The organism is Microbacterium sp. NRRL B-14842 (assembly GCF_050470785.1).
In genome coordinates this window covers 1-17,150 of sequence record NZ_JBFLUM010000006.1, presented here as the reverse complement: position 1 = coordinate 17,150, position 17,150 = coordinate 1, and the positions used below count along the sequence as shown (strand labels likewise).

Genomic DNA, 17,150 nt, shown 5'->3' with positions numbered 1-17,150 from the left:
GCCGTCCGCGTGGGGCGGAGGGTCGGAAGCCCGCGGTGTGGACGGGCGTCGGCGTGCTCGTCGCTCTCGCCGTCGTGCTGGTGGCGGTCGCCTGCTGGCACCTCACGCAGGGCACGAGCGGCGCGGTGTTCGCCGACGCCGACGTCCTCTGGGGATCGCGGGTGCCGCGGCTCGCCGCCGGCGTCGCGGTGGGCGTGGCCCTCGGCGTCGCCGGCATCCTGCTGCAGTCCCTCGCCCGCAATGCCCTCGCGTCACCCGACACGCTCGGCGTGACCGCCGGGGCCTACCTCGCCGTCACGGCGCTCGCCGCGTTCGGGATCGCCGTGCCGGTGTGGGCCTCCGGGGCGGTGGCGTTCGCGGGCGGCATCGTCGCCGCGGGCATCGTGCTCGGACTCGCCGGAGGGGCGGGGTCGTCCACGACCCGCCTCATCCTCGCGGGCTCTGCGCTGGCGCTCGCCTTCCAGGCCGCGACCTCGACCCTGCTCATCCTGTTCGACGAGGAGACCAAGGGACTGCTCGCCTGGGGAGCGGGAGCCTGTCGCAGCTCGGACTCACCGCGTTCCTGCAGGCGGCTCCGGTCGTCGTGGTCGTCACGGTGCTGGCCCTCGTGCTCGCGCGGCGCCTCGACATCCTGTCCCTGGGCGACGACACCGCCTCGTCGCTCGGCGTGCCGATCCGGTCGACCAGGACCATCGGGATCCTCCTCGCGGTCACCCTCACGGCGGTCGCGGTGACGCTCGCCGGGCCGATGGGCTTCGTCGGGCTGTGTGCGCCGGTGCTCGCGCGGCTGCTGGCGCGGGTGGTGCCGAGCCTGAACCGCCATCTGCTTGCTGATCCCCGCGTCGGGGCTCCTCGGCGCCCTCGTCGTCATCCTCTCCGACGCCCTCCTGCGCGCGCTGATCGGCGCGGAGGCCGCGATCCTCATCCCGACCGGCGTCGCGACGACGCTGCTCGGCGCGATCGTGCTCGTGCTCATGGCCCGACGCCTCCGCGACGCCGGTCCCACGCGCGAGCCTCCGCGGGTTGCGCTTCGGGGTGCGCAGCCGCCTGCGCTTCCGGATCACCCTCGCCCTCGTCGCCCTCGGCGTGGTCGGGTGCTGCTGCTCGGACTGCTCGCCGGGCACACCTGGCTGCTCACCGGCGACATCGCGCTATGGCTGCAGGGGCAGGCTCCCGCGCCCATCGCCTTCGCCCTCGACGAGCGCGCGCCGCGGATCGTGGCCGCCGTGGTCGCCGGCGCCGCGCTCGCGCTCTCCGGCGCTCGTGATCCAGGGGGTGAGCCGCAACCCGCTCGCCGACCCGGGCATCCTCGGCGTCACCGGCGGCGGCGGGCTCGGCGCGGTGCTGGTGATCACGAGCATCACGTCGTCGACGGGCGGGATGATCGCGGGAGCCGTCACCGGCTCGCTGCTCGCCTTCGCCCTCGTCTACCTGCTGTCGTGGCGGGGCGGCCTGAACGCGGACCGTTTCCTGCTCATCGGCATCGGGGTCTCGTACTTCACGGTCTCCCTCACGACCTTCTTCCTGCTGCGCTCGAACCCGTGGGACACCCCGAAGATCTACACCTGGCTCTCCGGGACGACGTACGGGCGGGTGTGGGAGCAGGTCATCCCGCTGGCGATCGTCCTCGTGATCGCGGTGCCGTTCGTGGTGATGAGTCGCCGGAGCTCGACGTGCTGTCGCTCGATGAGGACACCCCGCGACTGGTCGGCATCCGGCTGGAGCCCGTCCGGTTGACGCTGCTGCTGGTGGCGGCCGTCCTCGCGGCGCTGAGCGTGACGGCGATCGGGGTCATCGGCTTCGTGGGGCTCGTGGCGCCGCACGCGGCGCGGGCCCTGGTGGGCGCGCGGCACTCGCGAGTGATCCCGACGGCGGTGCTCCTCGGCGGGCTGCTCGTGGGCATCGCGGACACGATCGGCCGGACGGTGATCGCCCCCCGCGCAGCTTCCGGCGGGTCTCGTGGTCGCGCTGATCGGTGCCCCGTACTTCGTCTGGCTGCTCTGGCGCTCCCGCTGACCCGCTTCGAATCGCCCGAATGGCCCCATCTCCGGAGGAAATGGGGCCATTCGGGCGATTCGAACGAGGGTTACCGGGCCAGGAACTGCGTCAGGGCGGCGTTGACCTCGTCGGCGTGGGTCCAGAGGAGGCCGTGCGGGGCGCCCTCGACCTCGACGTACTCGGCCTCGGGGACGGCCTGGTGGAAGCGGCGGGCGGTCGCGTCGATCGGCAGGATGTTGTCCTTGGTGCCGTGCAGGATCAGGGTCGGCTTGCCGGCGGCGGCCACGGCCTTCACGTCGTCGCGGAAGTCCTCGATCCAGGTCGGGACCACGGCGTAGGCGGCGACCGGGGCGCTGGTGACGGAGAGGTTCAGTTCGCGTCGACGACCTGCTGGCTGATGCGCGTGCCGAGGTTCTCGTCGAGGTTGTAGAAGTCCTTGTAGAACTGGGTGAACCAGGAGTAGCGGTCGTCCTTGGCGGCGGCCTCGATCCCGTCGAAGACCTCCTGCGGCACGCCCTCGGGGTTGTCGTCGCGCTGCACGAGGAAGGGCTCGAGCGACGCGAGGAAGGCGAGCTTCGCGACGCGCTCGTGGCCGTAGCGGCCGACGTAGCGGGCGAGCTCGCCGGTGCCCATGGAGAAGCCGACGAGCACGACGTCGCGGAGGTCGAGGGTCTCGAGCACGGTGTTCAGATCGGCGGCGAAGGTGTCGTAGTCGTAGCCGGAGCCGACCTTGGAGGACTGTCCGAAGCCGCGGCGGTCGTAGGTGATGACGCGGTACCCCTGGGCGAGGAGCTCGCGGGTCTGGCGCTCCCAGCTAGTGCCCGTTGAGCGGGTAGCCGTGGATCAGCACGACGGGCTGACCGCTGCCCTGGTCTTCGTAGTAGAGCTCGATCGGGGTGGTGTTCTCGGTGCCGACGGTGATGTAACCCATGATGTGTTCCTTCCGATGCCGGTGAGAACGACCGTTCTCGCCTGATGTGATCAATCTAGAGAACGTTCGTTCTCATGTCAGTAGATTCTGGACATGACCGAAGACGAGGCGCGCGAACAGCATCCTCTCCGCCGCGGAGGAGCTCTACTACCGCAAGGGCTATGCGGCGGTCGGCATGGACGAGCTCCGGTCCGCCGCCGGGGTGTCGCTGCGGCGCGTCTATTCGCTGTTTCCGGCGAAGACGGACATCGTCGCGGCGGTGCTGACGCGGAAGCACGCCGAGTGGGAGCAGGGGCTCACCGCCGCCGTGGCGCAGAGCGCGACGATCCGCGCGCCCGCCTCCTCGCGGTCTACGGCTACCTGGAGGACTGGTTCTGCAGCGACGGGTTCCGGGGCTGCGCCTTCATCACGCATTCGGCGAGCTCGGGGGCACGAGCCCCGAGGTCGCCGGCATCGTCCGCGCGCACAAGGCGGCGTTCCAGCAGTACATGGCGGAGCTCGTCGCGGCGACCGGCGCCCCGGTGGGCCTGGCCGCCCAGCTCTCGCTCCTCGCCGAGGGGGCGCAGAGCACGGCGGCGATCGGTGCGGACCCGGAGGCCGCCGTGCACGCGCGCCGCGCCGCCGAGGTCCTGATCGACGCCGCCCTCGCTCCGGCCTGACGCCTCCACTCGCTAACCTGGTTAGCGAAACGAAGGGGCACTGTCAAGGCCACTCCCTTCCGTCCTCCTCCCGCGTAGGTGCGGGCATGGAGACCTCGACGAAGGGCATCGCCCGCCAGAGCCTCGTGATCGCCGCCGCCGTGTTCATGCTGATCGCCGCGGCCATCGGCGCCGGCGCCTTCGGCGGTGACTCCGTCGATGAGCTGCAGAACGGCGCGCTCTCGGCCCAAGGCTCGTACCTCGCCCCCGCCGGACCGGCCTTCTCGATCTGGTCGCTCATCTATGTGGGACTCCTCGCCTACACCGTGTGGCAGGCGCTCCCCGCGCAGCGCCGCGACGAGCGACAGCAGGCGGTCGGCGGCTGGATCGCCCTCTCGATGGTGCTCAACGGCCTCTGGCTCGTGACCGCGCGCTACCTGACGCTGTGGCTGACCGTGCTCGTGATCGCGCTCCTGCTCGCGACGCTCGCCCGCGTCATCGTGCTCCTCGGCCGGTTCCCCGCCCGTAATCTCGCTGATCGGCTCCTCACCGACGGGGCGAACGGCCTGCACTTCGGCTGGGTCACCATCGCGACGGTCGCCAACACCGCCGCCTGGCTCACCCAGACGGTCCCGGAGATCGGAGCGGGTGCCCCCGACGCCTGGGCCGTCGCCGTGCTCGTGGTCGTGCTGGTGATCGGCGCCGCATCGGCCTGGTTCACCGGACGCCTCGCGCCGGCGCTCGCGACCGCCTGGGGTCTGAGCTGGCTCGCGGTCGGGCGTCTCACGGGCGAGCCGGAGAGCACGCCCACCGCCGTCACCGCGATCATCGTGGCCGTCCTCCTCGTAGTCGTCGGCGTCGTGGCGGTCCTCCGTCGGCGTCGCATCGCGGGCACGCACGACCGCGCGCCGCTCGGTCGCTAGAGGACCAGCCGGTAGCCCATTCCTGACTCCGTCAGCAGGTGGACGGGCGTCGAAGGCTCGCGCTCCAGCTTCTTGCGGAGCTGGGACATATAGAGCCGCAGGTAGCCGGAGTCGGACACCTGGGCACTGCCCCAGATCTCCTTGAGGAGATCCTGCCGGGTCACCAGCGCGCCCGGATGCCGCGCGAGGTGCTCGAGCATCCGCCACTCGGTCGGCGTGAGGTGCACCCGGGTGCCGGCGCGGGTCACGGTCTTCGTGGCGAGGTCGACGACGACGTCCCCGAACGCGACCACGGACTCCCCGTTCGCGGCGACCGCGCGGCGGGAGAGCGCCCGCAGCCGGGCCAGCAGCTCGTCGACCTGGAAGGGCTTCGTGACGAAGTCGTCCGCCCCGGCGTCCAGCGCCTCCACCTTGTCGGCGGAGCCCGTCCGCCCCGACACGACGATGATGGGCACGCTCGTCCAGCCGCGGAGCGCCTGGATCACCTCGATGCCGTCGAGGCGGGGCATGCCGAGGTCGAGCATGATGAGGTCGGGATGGCTCTGCGCTGCGGCGGCGATCGCGGCGGCGCCATCGGCGGCCACGACGACCTCGTAGCCGTGCGCCGCGAGGGTGATCCGCAGCGCCCGCACCATCTGCGGGTCGTCGTCGGCGATGAGGAGCTTCACTCCGTCCCCTCCGTGTCGGAAGACCCTGCGGCGAGCGGCAGGGAGATGACCATGGTGAGTCCGCCCCCTGGGGTGTCCTCCGGAGTCAGGCTACCGCCCATGCCCTCCGTGAAACCGCGCGACAGGGCGAGCCCGAGCCCGAGCCCCGCTGTGTTGTCGGTGTCGCCGAAACGCTGGAACGGCTGGAAGACGGCATCGCGGCGTTCCGGCGCGATGCCCTCGCCGCGGTCGATGATCCGGAGCTCTGCCCGATCCCCCAGCCGGCTGCTCGACACGAGCACGCGACTGCCGTCGGGAGCGTGACGGTGGGCGTTGGCGAGCACGTTCACGAGTACCCGCTGCAAGAGCACGGGGTCCGCGTGCAGCGGCGGCAGGTCGGGGTCCAGGGCGAGCTCGACGTCGGCGGGGCCGAGACCGAGCTCGTCCACCGCGGCGAGCACGGGGCCGGCCGCGTCGATCCGCTGGGCCGAGACCGCGAGCACTCCCGCCTCCACGCGGCTCACGTCGAGGAGATCGGTGACGAGGGCGGAGAGGGTCGCGAGGCTCTCGTCCGCGGTCTCCAGCAGCTCCGCGCGGTCCTCCGCGGACAGGCCGTGCGCGCCGCGGAGCCCGCCGATCGCGGCGACCGCCGAGGCCAGCGGCCGGCGCAGGTCGTGACTGACGGCGGAGAGCAGGGCGCTGCGGACCTGGTCGGTCTCGGCGAGGGCTTCCGCCTCCCGCGCGGTCGCGCGGAGATCGGTGTGCTCGATGGCGGCGGAGAGCTGGGCGACGATCGCGTCGAGCAGTCGGCGCTCCGGACCGGCGATCGGCTCCCCGTTGAGCTCCAGCACGGCGCGCGGGCCGCCACCGGACGCGACCCCGACCGGGATGGTGGTGGCGCGGCCGTCCGGTACCGGCTCGCCGTCGCTGGCCAGCACCTCGCCGGAGGGGCTGAGCAGCCGCACCCCGCTCAGCCCGAACGCCTCCCGCGTCCGGCTGACGAGGGCGAGCACGGCGTTGTCGCCGCGGAGCACGTTCCCGGCGACGGCCGCGAGGAGCTCCGCCTCGGCGGTCGCCCGCTGCGCGGTCCGCGCCCGGCGGGCGGCCTGGTCGACGATGAGGCTCACGAGGATCGCGATGATGACATAGAGGGTGAGCGCGAGCACGTGCAGCGGTGTGCGCGATCGTGATCGTGAACAGCGGGGCGACGAAGAGGAAGTCGAGGGTGATGCCGGAGAGCACCGCCGCGAACACGGCGGGACGGATGCCGCCGATGAGGGCGACCACCACGACGAGCAGCTGGTAGGCGAGCACCTCCGCCGTGATCGACTCGGGGCTGCGGACGGTGAACATCAGCCAGGACAGCAGCGGGCCGAACACGAGGGCCACGCCGAAGCCCAGCGCCTGCCGACGCCAGCCGAGCGCACCGCCGGTGATGCGGGGGAGGGCGAGCCGGCCGCCCGCCGCGGCGTGGGTCACGATGTGCACGTCGATGTCGCCCGAGCGGCGGATGACCTCGGCGCCGATCCCCGGCCCGGTGAGGGCGGCGGCGAGGCGGCCGCGCCGGCTCACCCCGATCACGAGCTGCGTGGCGTCGGCACTCTGCGCGAACTCGACGAGCGTCGCCGGGATGTCGTCCCCGACCACCTGGTGGTACGTGCCGCCGAGGGACTCGACGAGGGAGCGCTGCGCGGCGAGGGCGCCGGGGGTCTCGTCGCGCAGTCCGTCCTGGGCGGTCACGTGCACGGCGAGCAGCTCCCCGCCGGCGGAGCGTGCGGCGATGCGGGCCCCGCGGCGCAGCAGCGTCTCGCCCTCCGGGCCGCCGGTGAGGGCGACGACCACCCGCTCGCGCGCCTGCCAGGCTCCCGCGATGCCCTGTTCGGCGCGATAGCTGCGGAGCGCGCTGTCGACCTCGTCGGCGAGCCACAGCAGGGCGAGCTCCCGCAGGGCGGTGAGGTTGCCGAGCCGGAAGTAGTGCGAGAGGGCGGCGTCGACCCGCTCAGCGGGGTAGACGAGACCTGCGGCGAGCCGGTCGCGGAGCGTCTGCGGTGCGAGGTCGACGACCTCGATCTCGTCGGCGGCGCGGACGACCGCGTCCGGGATGGTCTCGCGCTGGGCGATCCCGGTGATCTTCTCCACGACCGCGTTCAGCGACTCGATGTGCTGCACGTTCACGGTGGTGACGACGTCGATCCCCGCGTCCAGCAGCTCCTCGACGTCCTGCCAGCGCTTGGGGTTCCGCGAGCCGGGGGCGTTCGTGTGCGCGAACTCGTCCACCAGAGCGATCTCCGGGGCGAGGGAGAGCACCGCATCGAGGTCGAGCTCGGAGAGGGTGACCCCGCGATGGGCGTCCTCGCGCCGCGGCACCTCGGGCAGCCCGGAGGTGAGGGCGGCCGTGGCCGCACGGCCGTGGGTCTCCACGATCGCGATGACCACGTCGCGGCCTTCCTCGCGGAGTCGCCGACCCTCGGCGAGCATCTCGAAGGTCTTCCCGACGCCCGGCGCGGCGCCGAGGAGGACGCGCAGCCGTCCGCGGCGGTTCCGGTCCGTCGCGGGGCGCGGCGGCCGCTCTGCGCTCATGCACCCTCCCGGTCGTCGAGTGCGAGATTCAGCTCCGCGACGTTGATGCGCTCCTCGCCGAGGAACCCCAGGTCCCGCCCTTGAATCCTAGACTCCACGAGGGCCCGCACCTCGTCTTCGGCCAGGTCGCGGGCGGCGGCCACCCGCGGCACCTGGAGCAGGGCGTACGCGACGCTGATGTGCGGGTCGAGGCCGGAGCCGGACGCGGTCACGGCATCCGCGGGGACCGCGGACGGATCGATGCCCACTCTGGCGGCGACCTCGGCCTTCCGCGCGGCGATGGCGGCGACGAGGTCGGGGTTCTCCGGCCCGAGGTTGCTGCCGCCGGACGACGCCCCGTCGTACCCGTCGCCGGCCGCCGAGGGGCGGGACTGGAAGTACTCGGGCAGGGCTTCGCCGTCGGCATCTGTGAAGGACTGGCCGAGGAGCGCGCTGCCCCGGTCGCCGGGGAGCATCGAGCCGTTCGCCTGTGCGGGGAGGAGGAGCTGGCCGATGCCGGTGACGAGCAGCGTGTACCCGACGCCGAGGACGAGGGTGAGGACGAGCATCGCGCGGACGGCGACACCGGCGGTGCGCATCGTGGTGCGGGTGGTGGACGACATGGCGTTCCTTTCGAGCCCGGTCAGAAGCCGGGGAGGAGGCTGACGAGGAGGTCGATGAGCTTGATGCCGAGGAACGGGGCGATGACGCCGCCGAGGCCGTAGACGAGCAGGTTCCGCTGCAGGATCTGCGAGGCGCTCGCCGGCCGGTACTTCACGCCGCGCAGCGCGAGCGGGATGAGGAACACGATCACGATGGCGTTGAAGATGATCGCGCTCGTGACCGCGGAGGCCGGGGAATGCAGCTGCATGATGTTCAGTGCCGCGAGTCCGGGGAACACCCCCATGAACATCGCCGGGATGATGGCGAAGTACTTCGCGATGTCGTTCGCGAGCGAGAACGTCGTCAGCGCGCCGCGGGTGATGAGCAGCTGCTTCCCGATGCGGACGATGTCGATGAGCTTGGTCGGGTCGGAGTCGAGGTCGACCATATTGCCGGCTTCCTTGGCCGCCGAGGTGCCCGTGTTCATCGCGACGCCGACGTCGGCCTGGGCGAGCGCGGGAGCGTCGTTGGTGCCGTCCCCGGTCATCGCGACGAGACGTCCGCCCTCCTGTTCCCGGCGGATGAGGTCGAGCTTGTCCTCCGGGGTGGCCTCGGCGAGGTAGTCGTCGACGCCGGCCTCGGCCGCGATGGCCTTCGCGGTGAGGGGGTTGTCTCCGGTGATCATGACCGTGCGGATGCCCATGCTGCGCAGCTCGTCGAACCGCTCTCGGAGGCCGTCCTTGACGATGTCCTTGAGGTGCACGACCCCGAGGATCCGCGCGTCCACAGCCTGGGTCACTGAGCCTGTCGAAGGGCCTGAGTCCGGCTGGGTCCCTGAGCCTGTCGAAGGGCCTGAGCCTGTCGAAGGGCCCTGCACCGCGACGACGAGGGGCGTGCCGCCGCCCGAGGCGACGTCGTCGGTGAGGGTCGCGAGCTCGGGGCCGGGGGTCTGCCCCAGCCAGGCCGCCACGGCCGAGGCGGCACCCTTGCGGATCTGCGTGCCGTCGGCGAGGTCGAGACCACTCATGCGCGTCTGCGCCGTGAACGGGACGACGACGGCGTCCGCCGGGGCCTCCACCCGGATCCCGCGGGCGGCGGCGAGTTCGACGATCGATGCGCCCTCCGGCGTCGGGTCGGCGAGCGAGGAGAGGGCGGCGGTGCGCAGCAGCTCCTCGGCGTCCACCCCGGTGAGCGGCAGCACGGCGTGGGCGCGGCGGTTGCCGTGGGTGATCGTGCCGGTCTTGTCGAGGAGCAGCGTGGTGACGTCGCCCGCGGCCTCCACCGCCCGCCCCGACATCGCCAGCACGTTCCGCTGCACGAGCCGGTCCATGCCCGCGATGCCGATAGCGGAGAGGAGCGCGCCGATGGTGGTCGGGATGAGGCAGACGAGCAGGGCGATGAGGACGGGGATGCTCACGGGCGACGCGGCGTACGACGCGATCGGGTTCAGCGCGAGGACCACGACGACGAAGACGATCGACAGGCTCGCGAGGAGGATGTTCAGCGCGATCTCGTTCGGGGTGCGCTGTCGGCTCGCCCCCTCGACGAGGGCGATCATGCGGTCGACGAACGTCTCGCCGGGCTTCGACGTGATGCGCACGACGATCCGGTCCGACAGCACCCGGGTGCCGCCGGTGACAGCACTGCGGTCGCCGCCGGACTCGCGGACGACGGGGGCGCTCTCGCCGGTGATGGCCGACTCGTCGACCGTCGCGATGCCCGCGACGATGTCGCCGTCGCCCGGGATCAGTTCGCCCGCGGAGACGATCACGAGGTCGTCGCGCTGCAGCTCCGCCGACGACACCGTCTCCGTCGGCGCTTCGACGAGCTCAGCGACCCACCCGGCGCCACGCTGGGTCCCTGAGCCCGCACCCTGGGTCCCTGAGCCCGCACCCTGGGTCCCTGAGCCTGTCGAAGGGCCCACCACCCGTCGCGCCATCGTCTGGGTGCGGGTGTTCCGCAGGCTCGCGGCCTGGGCCTTGCCGCGCCCTTCGGCGACCGACTCCGCGACGTTCGCGAAGAACACGGTCAGCCAGAGCCAGAGCGCGATGCCCCAGGTGAACGCCGCCGGGACGGGGGTGCCGCCGGACGGGGCGGGCCCGCCGAGGAAGGGCTCCGCGATCGCGAGGACGGTCGTGAACGCGGCGCCGACCCACACGAGGAGCATCACGGGATTGCGCACGAGCGTCGCGGGGTTGAGCTTCCGGAGGGCGCCGGGGAGCGCCTGCGCGAGCTGCGCGCCGCCGAAGGAGCGCGGCGGGCGGGCCGCGACGGCGGGGGCGTCCTGCTGTTCGGGAGGGGTGGTCAGGAGGGTCATGGTCAGAGTCCTTCGGCGAGCGGTCCCAGTGCGAGCACGGGGAAGTAGGTGAGGGCCGTCACGACGACGGTCACGGTGAGGAGCAGGCCGACGAACTGCGGCCGGTGGGTGGGGAGCGTGCCGGTCGTGGCCGGCACCCGCTCCTGCGCGGCGAACGACCCGGCGAGAGCCAGCACGAGCACGATCGGGAGGAATCGCCCGAGCAGCATCGCGACGCCCAGGGCGGTGTTGAACCACGGAGTGTTCGCGGTGAGCCCCGCGAACGCGGAGCCGTTGTTGTTCGCGGCGGAGGTGAACGCGTAGAGCACCTCGCTCATGCCGTGCACCCCCGGGTTGAGGATGCTCGTGGACTCCACGTCCTCCCGGATCCCGGGGATCGCGAAGCTCAGGGCCGTGCCGCCGAGGACGAGCACCGGGACCACGAGGATGTAGAGGCTCGCGAGGGTCATCTCCCGCGGTCCGATGCGCTTCCCGAGCCACTCCGGGGTGCGGCCGACGAGCAGCCCGCCGACGAAGACCGCGACGATCGCGAGCACGAGCATCCCGTACAGACCGGAGCCGACGCCGCCCGGAGCGACCTCGCCGAGCATCATGTTCAGCATCGGCATCATGCCCCCGAGTGCGGTGTACGAGTCGTGCATCGAGTTCACGGCCCCGGTCGAGGTGAGCGTGCTCGCGCTGCCGAAGAGGGTCGAGCCGAGGATGCCGAAGCGCTGCTCCTTGCCCTCCATCGCCGCGCCGGCGAGCTCGGGGGCGGAACCGCGTCCCGCCAGCTCCAGGGCCGAGAGCGCGGCGAGTGAGGCGAGGAACAGGGTGCCCATGACCGCGACGATCGCGTAGCCCTGCCGGTGGTCGCCGACCAGTCGGCCGAACGCGCGGGGGAGGGCGAACGGGATCACCAGGATCAGCAGCACCTCGAGGAGGTTGGTCCACCCGGTCGGGTTCTCGAAGGGGTGGGCGGAGTTCGCGTTGAAGAAGCCGCCGCCGTTGGTGCCGAGCAGCTTGATGGCCTCCTGCGACGCGACCGGACCGCCGGGGATCGTCTGCGTGCCGCCGGAGACCGTGGCGACGTCGGTGAAGCCGTTCACGTTCTGGATCACGCCGCCCGCGAGCAGGGCCACCGCGCCGATCAGGGCGAGCGGGAGGAGCAGCCGCCCCAGGCCGCGGGTGAGGTCGACCCAGAAGTTGCCGATCGTCGCGGAGCCGCGGCGCGCGAGCCCGCGGACGAGAGCGATGGCGATGGTGAGGCCGACGGCGGCGGAGACGAAGTTCTGCACCGTGAGGCCCGCGAGTTGCACCGTGTAGCCCATGGTCTGCTCGGGCGAGTACGACTGCCAGTTGGTGTTCGCGACGAAGGACGCGGCGGTGTTGAACGCGAGTCCCTCCGGCACGGCGGGCAGGCCCAGCGAGGCGGGGAGGAAGGCCTGGAGCCGCTGCAGCCCGTACACGAGCAGGAGCCCGACGAGGGAGAACAGCAGCACGCTGCGGGCGTAGGCTCGCCAGGTCTGCTCGGAGCGGGGGTCGACCCCGATCACCCGGTACAGCCCGCGCTCGAGGCGGAGGTCGCGCCCGGAGGTGTAGACGTGCGCGATGTAGTCGCCGAGGGGGCGGTAGAGGAGCACGAGCACGACCACGACGGCCGTGATCTGGAGGACGCCGAAGAGGACCGTCGCGTCCATCAGAAGCGCTCCGGGGCGACGAGCGCCACGACCAGGTAGACGACCGCGGCGACGGCGAGGACGGCGGCGAGGATCTCGAAGACGATCATGCGCGGTCCACCGCCTTGGCGATGAGGGACACGAGGGCGAACAGCGCCAGGGTCAGCGCGAGGTAGATGATGTCGAGCACGTCCTCGATCCAACTGCGCCGCCCGGCCGCATCCGTCGATCCTCACGGTTCCCCTACGCCCGTCCCCCGGATGCATGCGGGTTGCTCACACCTCCTGCCTTCGAATCGCGCACCTGGTCCCCAACCCGCCGCCGATGCAGCCAGGTGCGCGATTCGAAAGGGTGGCGCCGGCCCTATGCTCACGAGGTGGGGATCGGACGGATGCGGATCGGCGTCGGCGCGGGGATCGTCGCCGGGCTCGTCGTGATCGCGCTCGTGTGCGTGCTCACGGGCTTCCTGCCGCGCACGGATGCCGGTGCGCTCGGGGCGCGGATCGCGCCCGTGCTGGGGTTCGTCGTCGCGATCACGATCGTCGCCGAGCTCGCCCGTGATGCGGCGGTGTTCGACGTCGTCTCGCAGCGCCTCGCGCGCTGGGGTCGCGGCCGCGTGGTGGTGCTGTGGGCGCTGGTGGTCGTGCTCGCCGTGGTGAGCACCGTGTTCCTCTCGCTCGACACGACCGCCGTGATCGTCACCCGGTCGTGGTGGTCCTGGCGCAGAGCATCGGCGTCTCCCCGCTGCCGTTCGCCCTGGCCACCGTCTGGCTCGCCAACACCGCGTCCCTCGCGCTGCCGGTCTCGAACCTCACCAACCTGCTCGCCGCGCCCGCGATGGGGTACGGCCCCGGGGCGTTCATCGCGCTGAGCTGGGCGCCCACGCTCGTGGGGATCTTGGTGCCCGTCGCGATCCTCACGGTCCTGCATCGGCGCACGGTCTTCGGCGCGTACGAGACGCCCGTGGCGCGGCGCCCCGCCGACCCCCTGCTGTTCTGGAGCGCGACCGGCATCCTCGTGGTGCTGATGCCGCTGCTCGCGCTGACCCCCGACGTGTGGATCCCCGCCTCGGTCGCGGCTCTCGCCTTGATCGCGCTCTTCGCCGTCCGTCGTCGCCGGGCCCTGCGGCTCTCGCTCGTCCCGTGGCAGGCGCTCGCGCTCGCCGCGTCGCTGTTCGTGCTGGTCGAGACCGCGCACGCGCAGGGGCTGCTCGACTTCCTGACCTCGGCGACCGCGAACGGCGACTCTCCCGGCGACCTGTTCCGGCTCGCCGCGCTCGGGGCCGTGAGCGCGAACGCGATCAACAACCTCCCCGCCTACCTCGTGCTCGAACCCGCGGCAGGGGACCCGGTCGCCCTGATGGCCCTGCTGATCGGCGTGAACCTCGGTCCGCTCGTCACGCCGTGGGCCTCGCTCGCGACGCTCCTCTGGCACCATCGCGTGACGGCGCTCGGGGTGGAGATCCGCTGGGGCCGCTTCGCCCTCTGGGGGGTCGTCGCCGCGGTGCCCACCGTCGTCCTGGCCACGCTCGTCCTCTGACCCCGTTTCGAATCGCGCGCTGTGTTGCAAATCCGCCCGAGATGGAGCACAGTGCGCGATTCGAACGGGGGTCAGACGCGACGCATCTCGGCGGCCAGGGCGGGGTGGACGGCGTCGAACCGGGCGGCGATGCGCTCGCGCACCTCGGGGGCCTTGTTCTGGCTGAGCTTGGCGCGGGCGTCGAACCGGGTGACCCGGAGCCGCAGGCCCACCGTGCCCTTCGCGGCTCGTCGGGTGCCCGCCTCGTCCTCCGCGAGGCTCCGCCCGTGCGGCTGCCCACCCTCGAAGTGGTCGGTGAGCCGGGTGAGCATGGCGTAGTTCTCCTCCGCGGTGAGGATCTCGGGGGTGCCGGAGAGGTGCGCGGTGACATGGTTCCAGGTCGGCACGAGGTCCCCCGGTGCATAGAGGCTCGAGGACACGTAGTCGTGCGGCCCCTGGATGATCACCAGGACCTCGTGTCGTCCGAGCTCGTGGAGCTCATCGTCCGGGCGTCCGAAGTGGCTCACGAGCACGATGCCGTCCTCGTCCTCGTCGAGCAGAACGGGGTAGTGCGAGGCGACGAGACCGGTGGAGGTCGGCGAGACGAACGTCGCCCACGGGTGCGCCGCGGATGAGGCGCTTGACCTCCTCCGGGTCGGTCATGAGGTAGCGGGGGGTGTGACGCATGGCGCCTCCTGTCGGGTGGGGGTGGGGGTGGGGGCGGGAGGAGAACTGCGGGTGCGGACGGCGAGTCCGGCGCACACGACGACCGCGAGTCCGCCGAGCACCGTGGCCAGGCCGACGTCCTCGTGGAAGAGGAAGGCTGCCCAGGTGATGCCCATGACGGGCTGCACGAGCTGGATCTGGCTCACCTGTGCCATGGGGCCGATCGCGATGCCGCGGTACCAGGCGACGAATCCGAGGAACATGCTGACCGCGGCCAGGTAGGCGAACGCGAGCCAGGCGGTGGGGGTGGCGACGGGCGGTGCGGCGACCCCGGCGGCGATGGCCACCGCGAGCATGACGGGAGCGGCGAGCACGAGTGCCCAGGAGATCGTCTGCCAGGCACCGAGCTCGCGCGCGAGCAGGCCGCCCTCCGCGTAGCCGACGGCCGCGGCGATCACGGCCCCGAACAGCTGGAGGTCGGCGGGGCGGAGCGCGCCGGGCGTGCCGTTCTGCAGCGTCGCGAAGACGAGGGCCGCGGCGGCGCCGAGGAGTGCGAAGACCCAGAACGAGGGGGACGGGCGCTCCCGGGTGCGCAGCACGACGGCGACCGCGGTCGCGGCCGGGAGGGAGGCCGATCACGACCGCGCCGTGACTCGCGGGCGTGGTGGTCATGGCGAACGAGGTCAGCAGGGGGAAGCCGGCGACCACTCCGAGGGCGACGATCGCGAGTCGCGCCCACTGGACCGGGCTCGGCGGCTGCTGGCGTGTGACGAGGAGGACGAGCGCGGCGAGCACAGCGGCGACGACCGCGCGGGCGGAGCCGATGAACAGCGGCGAGAGCCCGCCACCGAGCGCGATCCGGGTGAACGGCAGCGTGAACGAGAAGGCGACGACGCCCAGGAGGCCCCAGGCGGGACCGGCGGCGCGGGATAGCAGTGTTCCGTTCGGACGGATAACGCTACTCTGTTCTTTCATGAGTCAGGATAGCACCGCACGTATCGTGGCCGGCCTCCGGACGTGGATCGCCGCCGCCGCACCCGGCGCCCGCCTCCCCTCCAACCGCGCGCTGACGGCCGAGTACGCCGCGAGCCCCGTGACCGTGCAGAAGGCGGTGCAGCAGCTCGTCCGCCTCGGGCTCGTCGAGGCGCGGCCCGGCGTCGGCACCTTCGTGCGCGCGGCGCGCACGGTCCTGCCGGCCGACTACGGCTGGCAGGCCGGGGCTCTTGGCGCGGCCGCCGTGCGCCTGGACGGTCTCTCCTCGGCGCAGCGCCCGACCTCGCCGGACGCGATCGGGTTGCACTCCGGGTATCCCGCTCCGGATCTCCTCCCCGAGCGGCTGGTACGGCAGGCCCTGGTGCGCGCCTCCCGGACCGCGTCCGCTCTCACCCGCTCGCCCGCGGCCGGCGAGCCCGGACTGCAGGAGTGGTTCGCGGCGGAGCTGGCCGCGGCGGCCCCGGCCGGGATCACGGTGCCGACCGCCCGCGACGCCGTCATCATCTCCGGGAGTCAGAGCGGACTGAGCTCCATCTTCCGGGCGGTCGTCGGCGTCGGCCGGCCGCTGCTCATCGAGTCGCCGACGTACTGGGGTGCCCTGCTCGCGGCGGAGCAGGCGGGGGTCGTGCTCGTTCCCGTCCCCTCCGGTCCGCAGGGTCCGGATCCGGACGCGGTCGACAGGGCGCTCGCCGAGACCGGAGCCCGGGCGTTCTACGCGCAGCCCACGTTCGCGAACCCCACCGGAGCGCAGTGGCCGGCGGCGACCGGTGAGGCCGTGCTCGACGCGGTCCGTCGCCACGGAGCCTTCCTCATCGAGGACGACTGGGCGCACGACCTCGGCATCGACGCCGACCCCCGCCCCGTGGCCGCCTCCGACCACGACGGCCATGTGGTGTACCTGCGCTCGCTGACGAAGAGCGTGTCGCCGTCCCTGCGGGTGGCGGCGGTGATCGCGCGCGGTCCCGCCAGGGACCGCATCCTCGCCGATCGCGCGGCGGAGTCGATGTACGTCAGCGGCCTCCTGCAGACGGCCGCGCTCGACGTGGTGACCCAGCCCGCATGGCGCACGCACCTCCGCGGCTTCCGCGAGCAGCTGCGTTCGCGGCGCGATCTCCTGCTGTCGTGCCTGGCCGCGCAGGCGCCGACCGCGCTGGTGGAGGCCGTGCCGGTCGGCGGGCTGAACCTCTGGCTGCGGCTGCCGGACGGCACCGACGCCGCCGCGGTCGTCCGCGAGTGCGCGGCGCGCGGCCTGGTCATCGCGCCGGGGAGTGAGTGGTTCCCCGCCGAGCCGTCGGGGGCGTACGTACGGCTCAACTACGCGAGCGCCGACCCGTCCCGCTTCCCCGAGGCTGCGGCGATCCTCGGCGCGATCCTCGCCGGAACCTGACCGTCGCCGTCAGGACTCGGACGGCGGCCCGGCGGGGCGGTGCGCCCGGCGCCCGGCCACCACGACGGGCCGCCCCGCCCTCTCCTGACCGGGCAATGGACGCGAGCGCCGGCCGTAGATGAGCTCGGACGAGTCGAGCAGCCACGGCACCAGGGTGATCGACACCCCGTGCACGAGCATGAGCTGGTTCGCGAGGCGACGGGCGCGCCGGTTGTGCAGGAAGTTCTCCCACCAGTGCCCCACGATGTACTGCGGCAGGTAGACCGTGACGACGGAGGATCCGTGCTTCTCGCGGTACTGCCGGATGAACTG

General features: G+C 72.5%; 8 protein-coding genes and 9 pseudogenes. 7 read left to right on the top strand and 10 right to left on the bottom strand.

Annotated features, from left to right (window positions below; genetic code table 11):
• The first annotated feature begins 35 nt into the window (after positions 1-35).
• The 3 genes and pseudogenes from AB1285_RS17190 (at position 36) to AB1285_RS17180 (ending at position 2,016) form a co-directional block, all read left to right on the top strand.
• A pseudogene (locus tag AB1285_RS17190) lies at positions 36-1,267 on the top strand (iron chelate uptake ABC transporter family permease subunit).
• Positions 1,264-1,880, top strand: a pseudogene (locus tag AB1285_RS17185) (iron chelate uptake ABC transporter family permease subunit); the annotation flags it as partial. The pseudogenes AB1285_RS17190 and AB1285_RS17185, both read left to right, overlap by 4 nt.
• A gap of 79 nt (positions 1,881-1,959) precedes the next feature.
• Complete coding sequence (locus AB1285_RS17180; protein WP_429977542.1) at positions 1,960-2,016, top strand: hypothetical protein; 57 nt, start codon at positions 1,960-1,962, stop codon at positions 2,014-2,016.
• Positions 2,017-2,086: 70 nt separating this feature from the next.
• Here the strand turns inward: AB1285_RS17180 and AB1285_RS17175 are convergent.
• Positions 2,087-2,929, bottom strand: a pseudogene (locus AB1285_RS17175) (alpha/beta fold hydrolase).
• A 93-nt stretch (positions 2,930-3,022) separates the two neighbouring features.
• On the opposite strand from AB1285_RS17175, the pseudogene AB1285_RS17170 reads away from it, so the two are divergent.
• Both AB1285_RS17170 and AB1285_RS17165 read left to right on the top strand, forming a co-directional pair.
• Positions 3,023-3,588: pseudogene (locus tag AB1285_RS17170) on the top strand (TetR/AcrR family transcriptional regulator).
• Between the two features lie 86 nt (positions 3,589-3,674).
• Positions 3,675-4,490, top strand: coding sequence for a TspO/MBR family protein (locus AB1285_RS17165; protein WP_259954928.1), 816 nt, complete (start codon positions 3,675-3,677; stop codon positions 4,488-4,490).
• Here the strand turns inward: AB1285_RS17165 and AB1285_RS17160 are convergent.
• The 6 genes and pseudogenes from AB1285_RS17160 to AB1285_RS17135 all read right to left on the bottom strand — a co-directional run bounded on the left by AB1285_RS17160 (position 4,487) and on the right by AB1285_RS17135 (position 12,384).
• Positions 4,487-5,158, bottom strand: coding sequence for a response regulator (locus tag AB1285_RS17160; protein WP_187663044.1), 672 nt, complete (start codon positions 5,156-5,158; stop codon positions 4,487-4,489). The genes AB1285_RS17165 and AB1285_RS17160 overlap by 4 nt on opposite strands.
• Positions 5,155-7,717, bottom strand: a pseudogene (locus tag AB1285_RS17155) (ATP-binding protein). The gene AB1285_RS17160 and the pseudogene AB1285_RS17155 overlap by 4 nt, the downstream one beginning before the upstream one ends.
• Positions 7,714-8,319: a potassium-transporting ATPase subunit KdpC gene (gene kdpC / locus AB1285_RS17150; RefSeq protein ID WP_370428056.1), complete on the bottom strand. Its 606-nt coding sequence runs from the start codon at positions 8,317-8,319 to the stop codon at positions 7,714-7,716. Before kdpC ends, AB1285_RS17155 begins: the two are co-directional and overlap by 4 nt.
• 20 nt (positions 8,320-8,339) lie before the next feature.
• Complete coding sequence (gene kdpB / locus AB1285_RS17145) at positions 8,340-10,616, bottom strand: potassium-transporting ATPase subunit KdpB (protein ID WP_370428055.1); 2,277 nt, start codon at positions 10,614-10,616, stop codon at positions 8,340-8,342.
• A 2-nt stretch (positions 10,617-10,618) separates the two neighbouring features.
• A complete protein-coding gene (gene kdpA, locus AB1285_RS17140; protein ID WP_370428054.1) occupies positions 10,619-12,295 on the bottom strand; it encodes a potassium-transporting ATPase subunit KdpA in 1,677 nt (558 codons plus the stop codon).
• Positions 12,295-12,384: a potassium-transporting ATPase subunit F gene (locus AB1285_RS17135; RefSeq protein WP_036292752.1), complete on the bottom strand. Its 90-nt coding sequence runs from the start codon at positions 12,382-12,384 to the stop codon at positions 12,295-12,297. The genes kdpA and AB1285_RS17135 overlap by 1 nt, the downstream gene beginning before the upstream one ends.
• Positions 12,385-12,665: 281 nt before the next feature.
• Between AB1285_RS17135 and AB1285_RS17130 the strand changes: the two are divergent.
• Positions 12,666-13,813, top strand: a pseudogene (locus tag AB1285_RS17130) (SLC13 family permease).
• 71 nt (positions 13,814-13,884) lie between these two features.
• On the opposite strand, the pseudogene AB1285_RS17125 reads toward AB1285_RS17130, so the two are convergent.
• Both AB1285_RS17125 and AB1285_RS17120 read right to left on the bottom strand, forming a co-directional pair.
• A pseudogene (locus tag AB1285_RS17125) lies at positions 13,885-14,479 on the bottom strand (FMN-binding negative transcriptional regulator).
• Positions 14,452-15,433, bottom strand: a pseudogene (locus AB1285_RS17120) (DMT family transporter). Before AB1285_RS17120 ends, AB1285_RS17125 begins: the two co-directional pseudogenes overlap by 28 nt.
• On the opposite strand from AB1285_RS17120, the gene AB1285_RS17115 reads away from it, so the two are divergent.
• A complete protein-coding gene (locus tag AB1285_RS17115; protein WP_370429060.1) occupies positions 15,432-16,838 on the top strand; it encodes a PLP-dependent aminotransferase family protein in 1,407 nt (468 codons plus the stop codon). The pseudogene AB1285_RS17120 and the gene AB1285_RS17115 overlap by 2 nt on opposite strands.
• 9 nt (positions 16,839-16,847) lie before the next feature.
• Here AB1285_RS17115 and AB1285_RS17110 read toward each other — a convergent pair.
• Positions 16,848-17,150: pseudogene (locus tag AB1285_RS17110) on the bottom strand (DNA-binding protein); the annotation flags it as partial.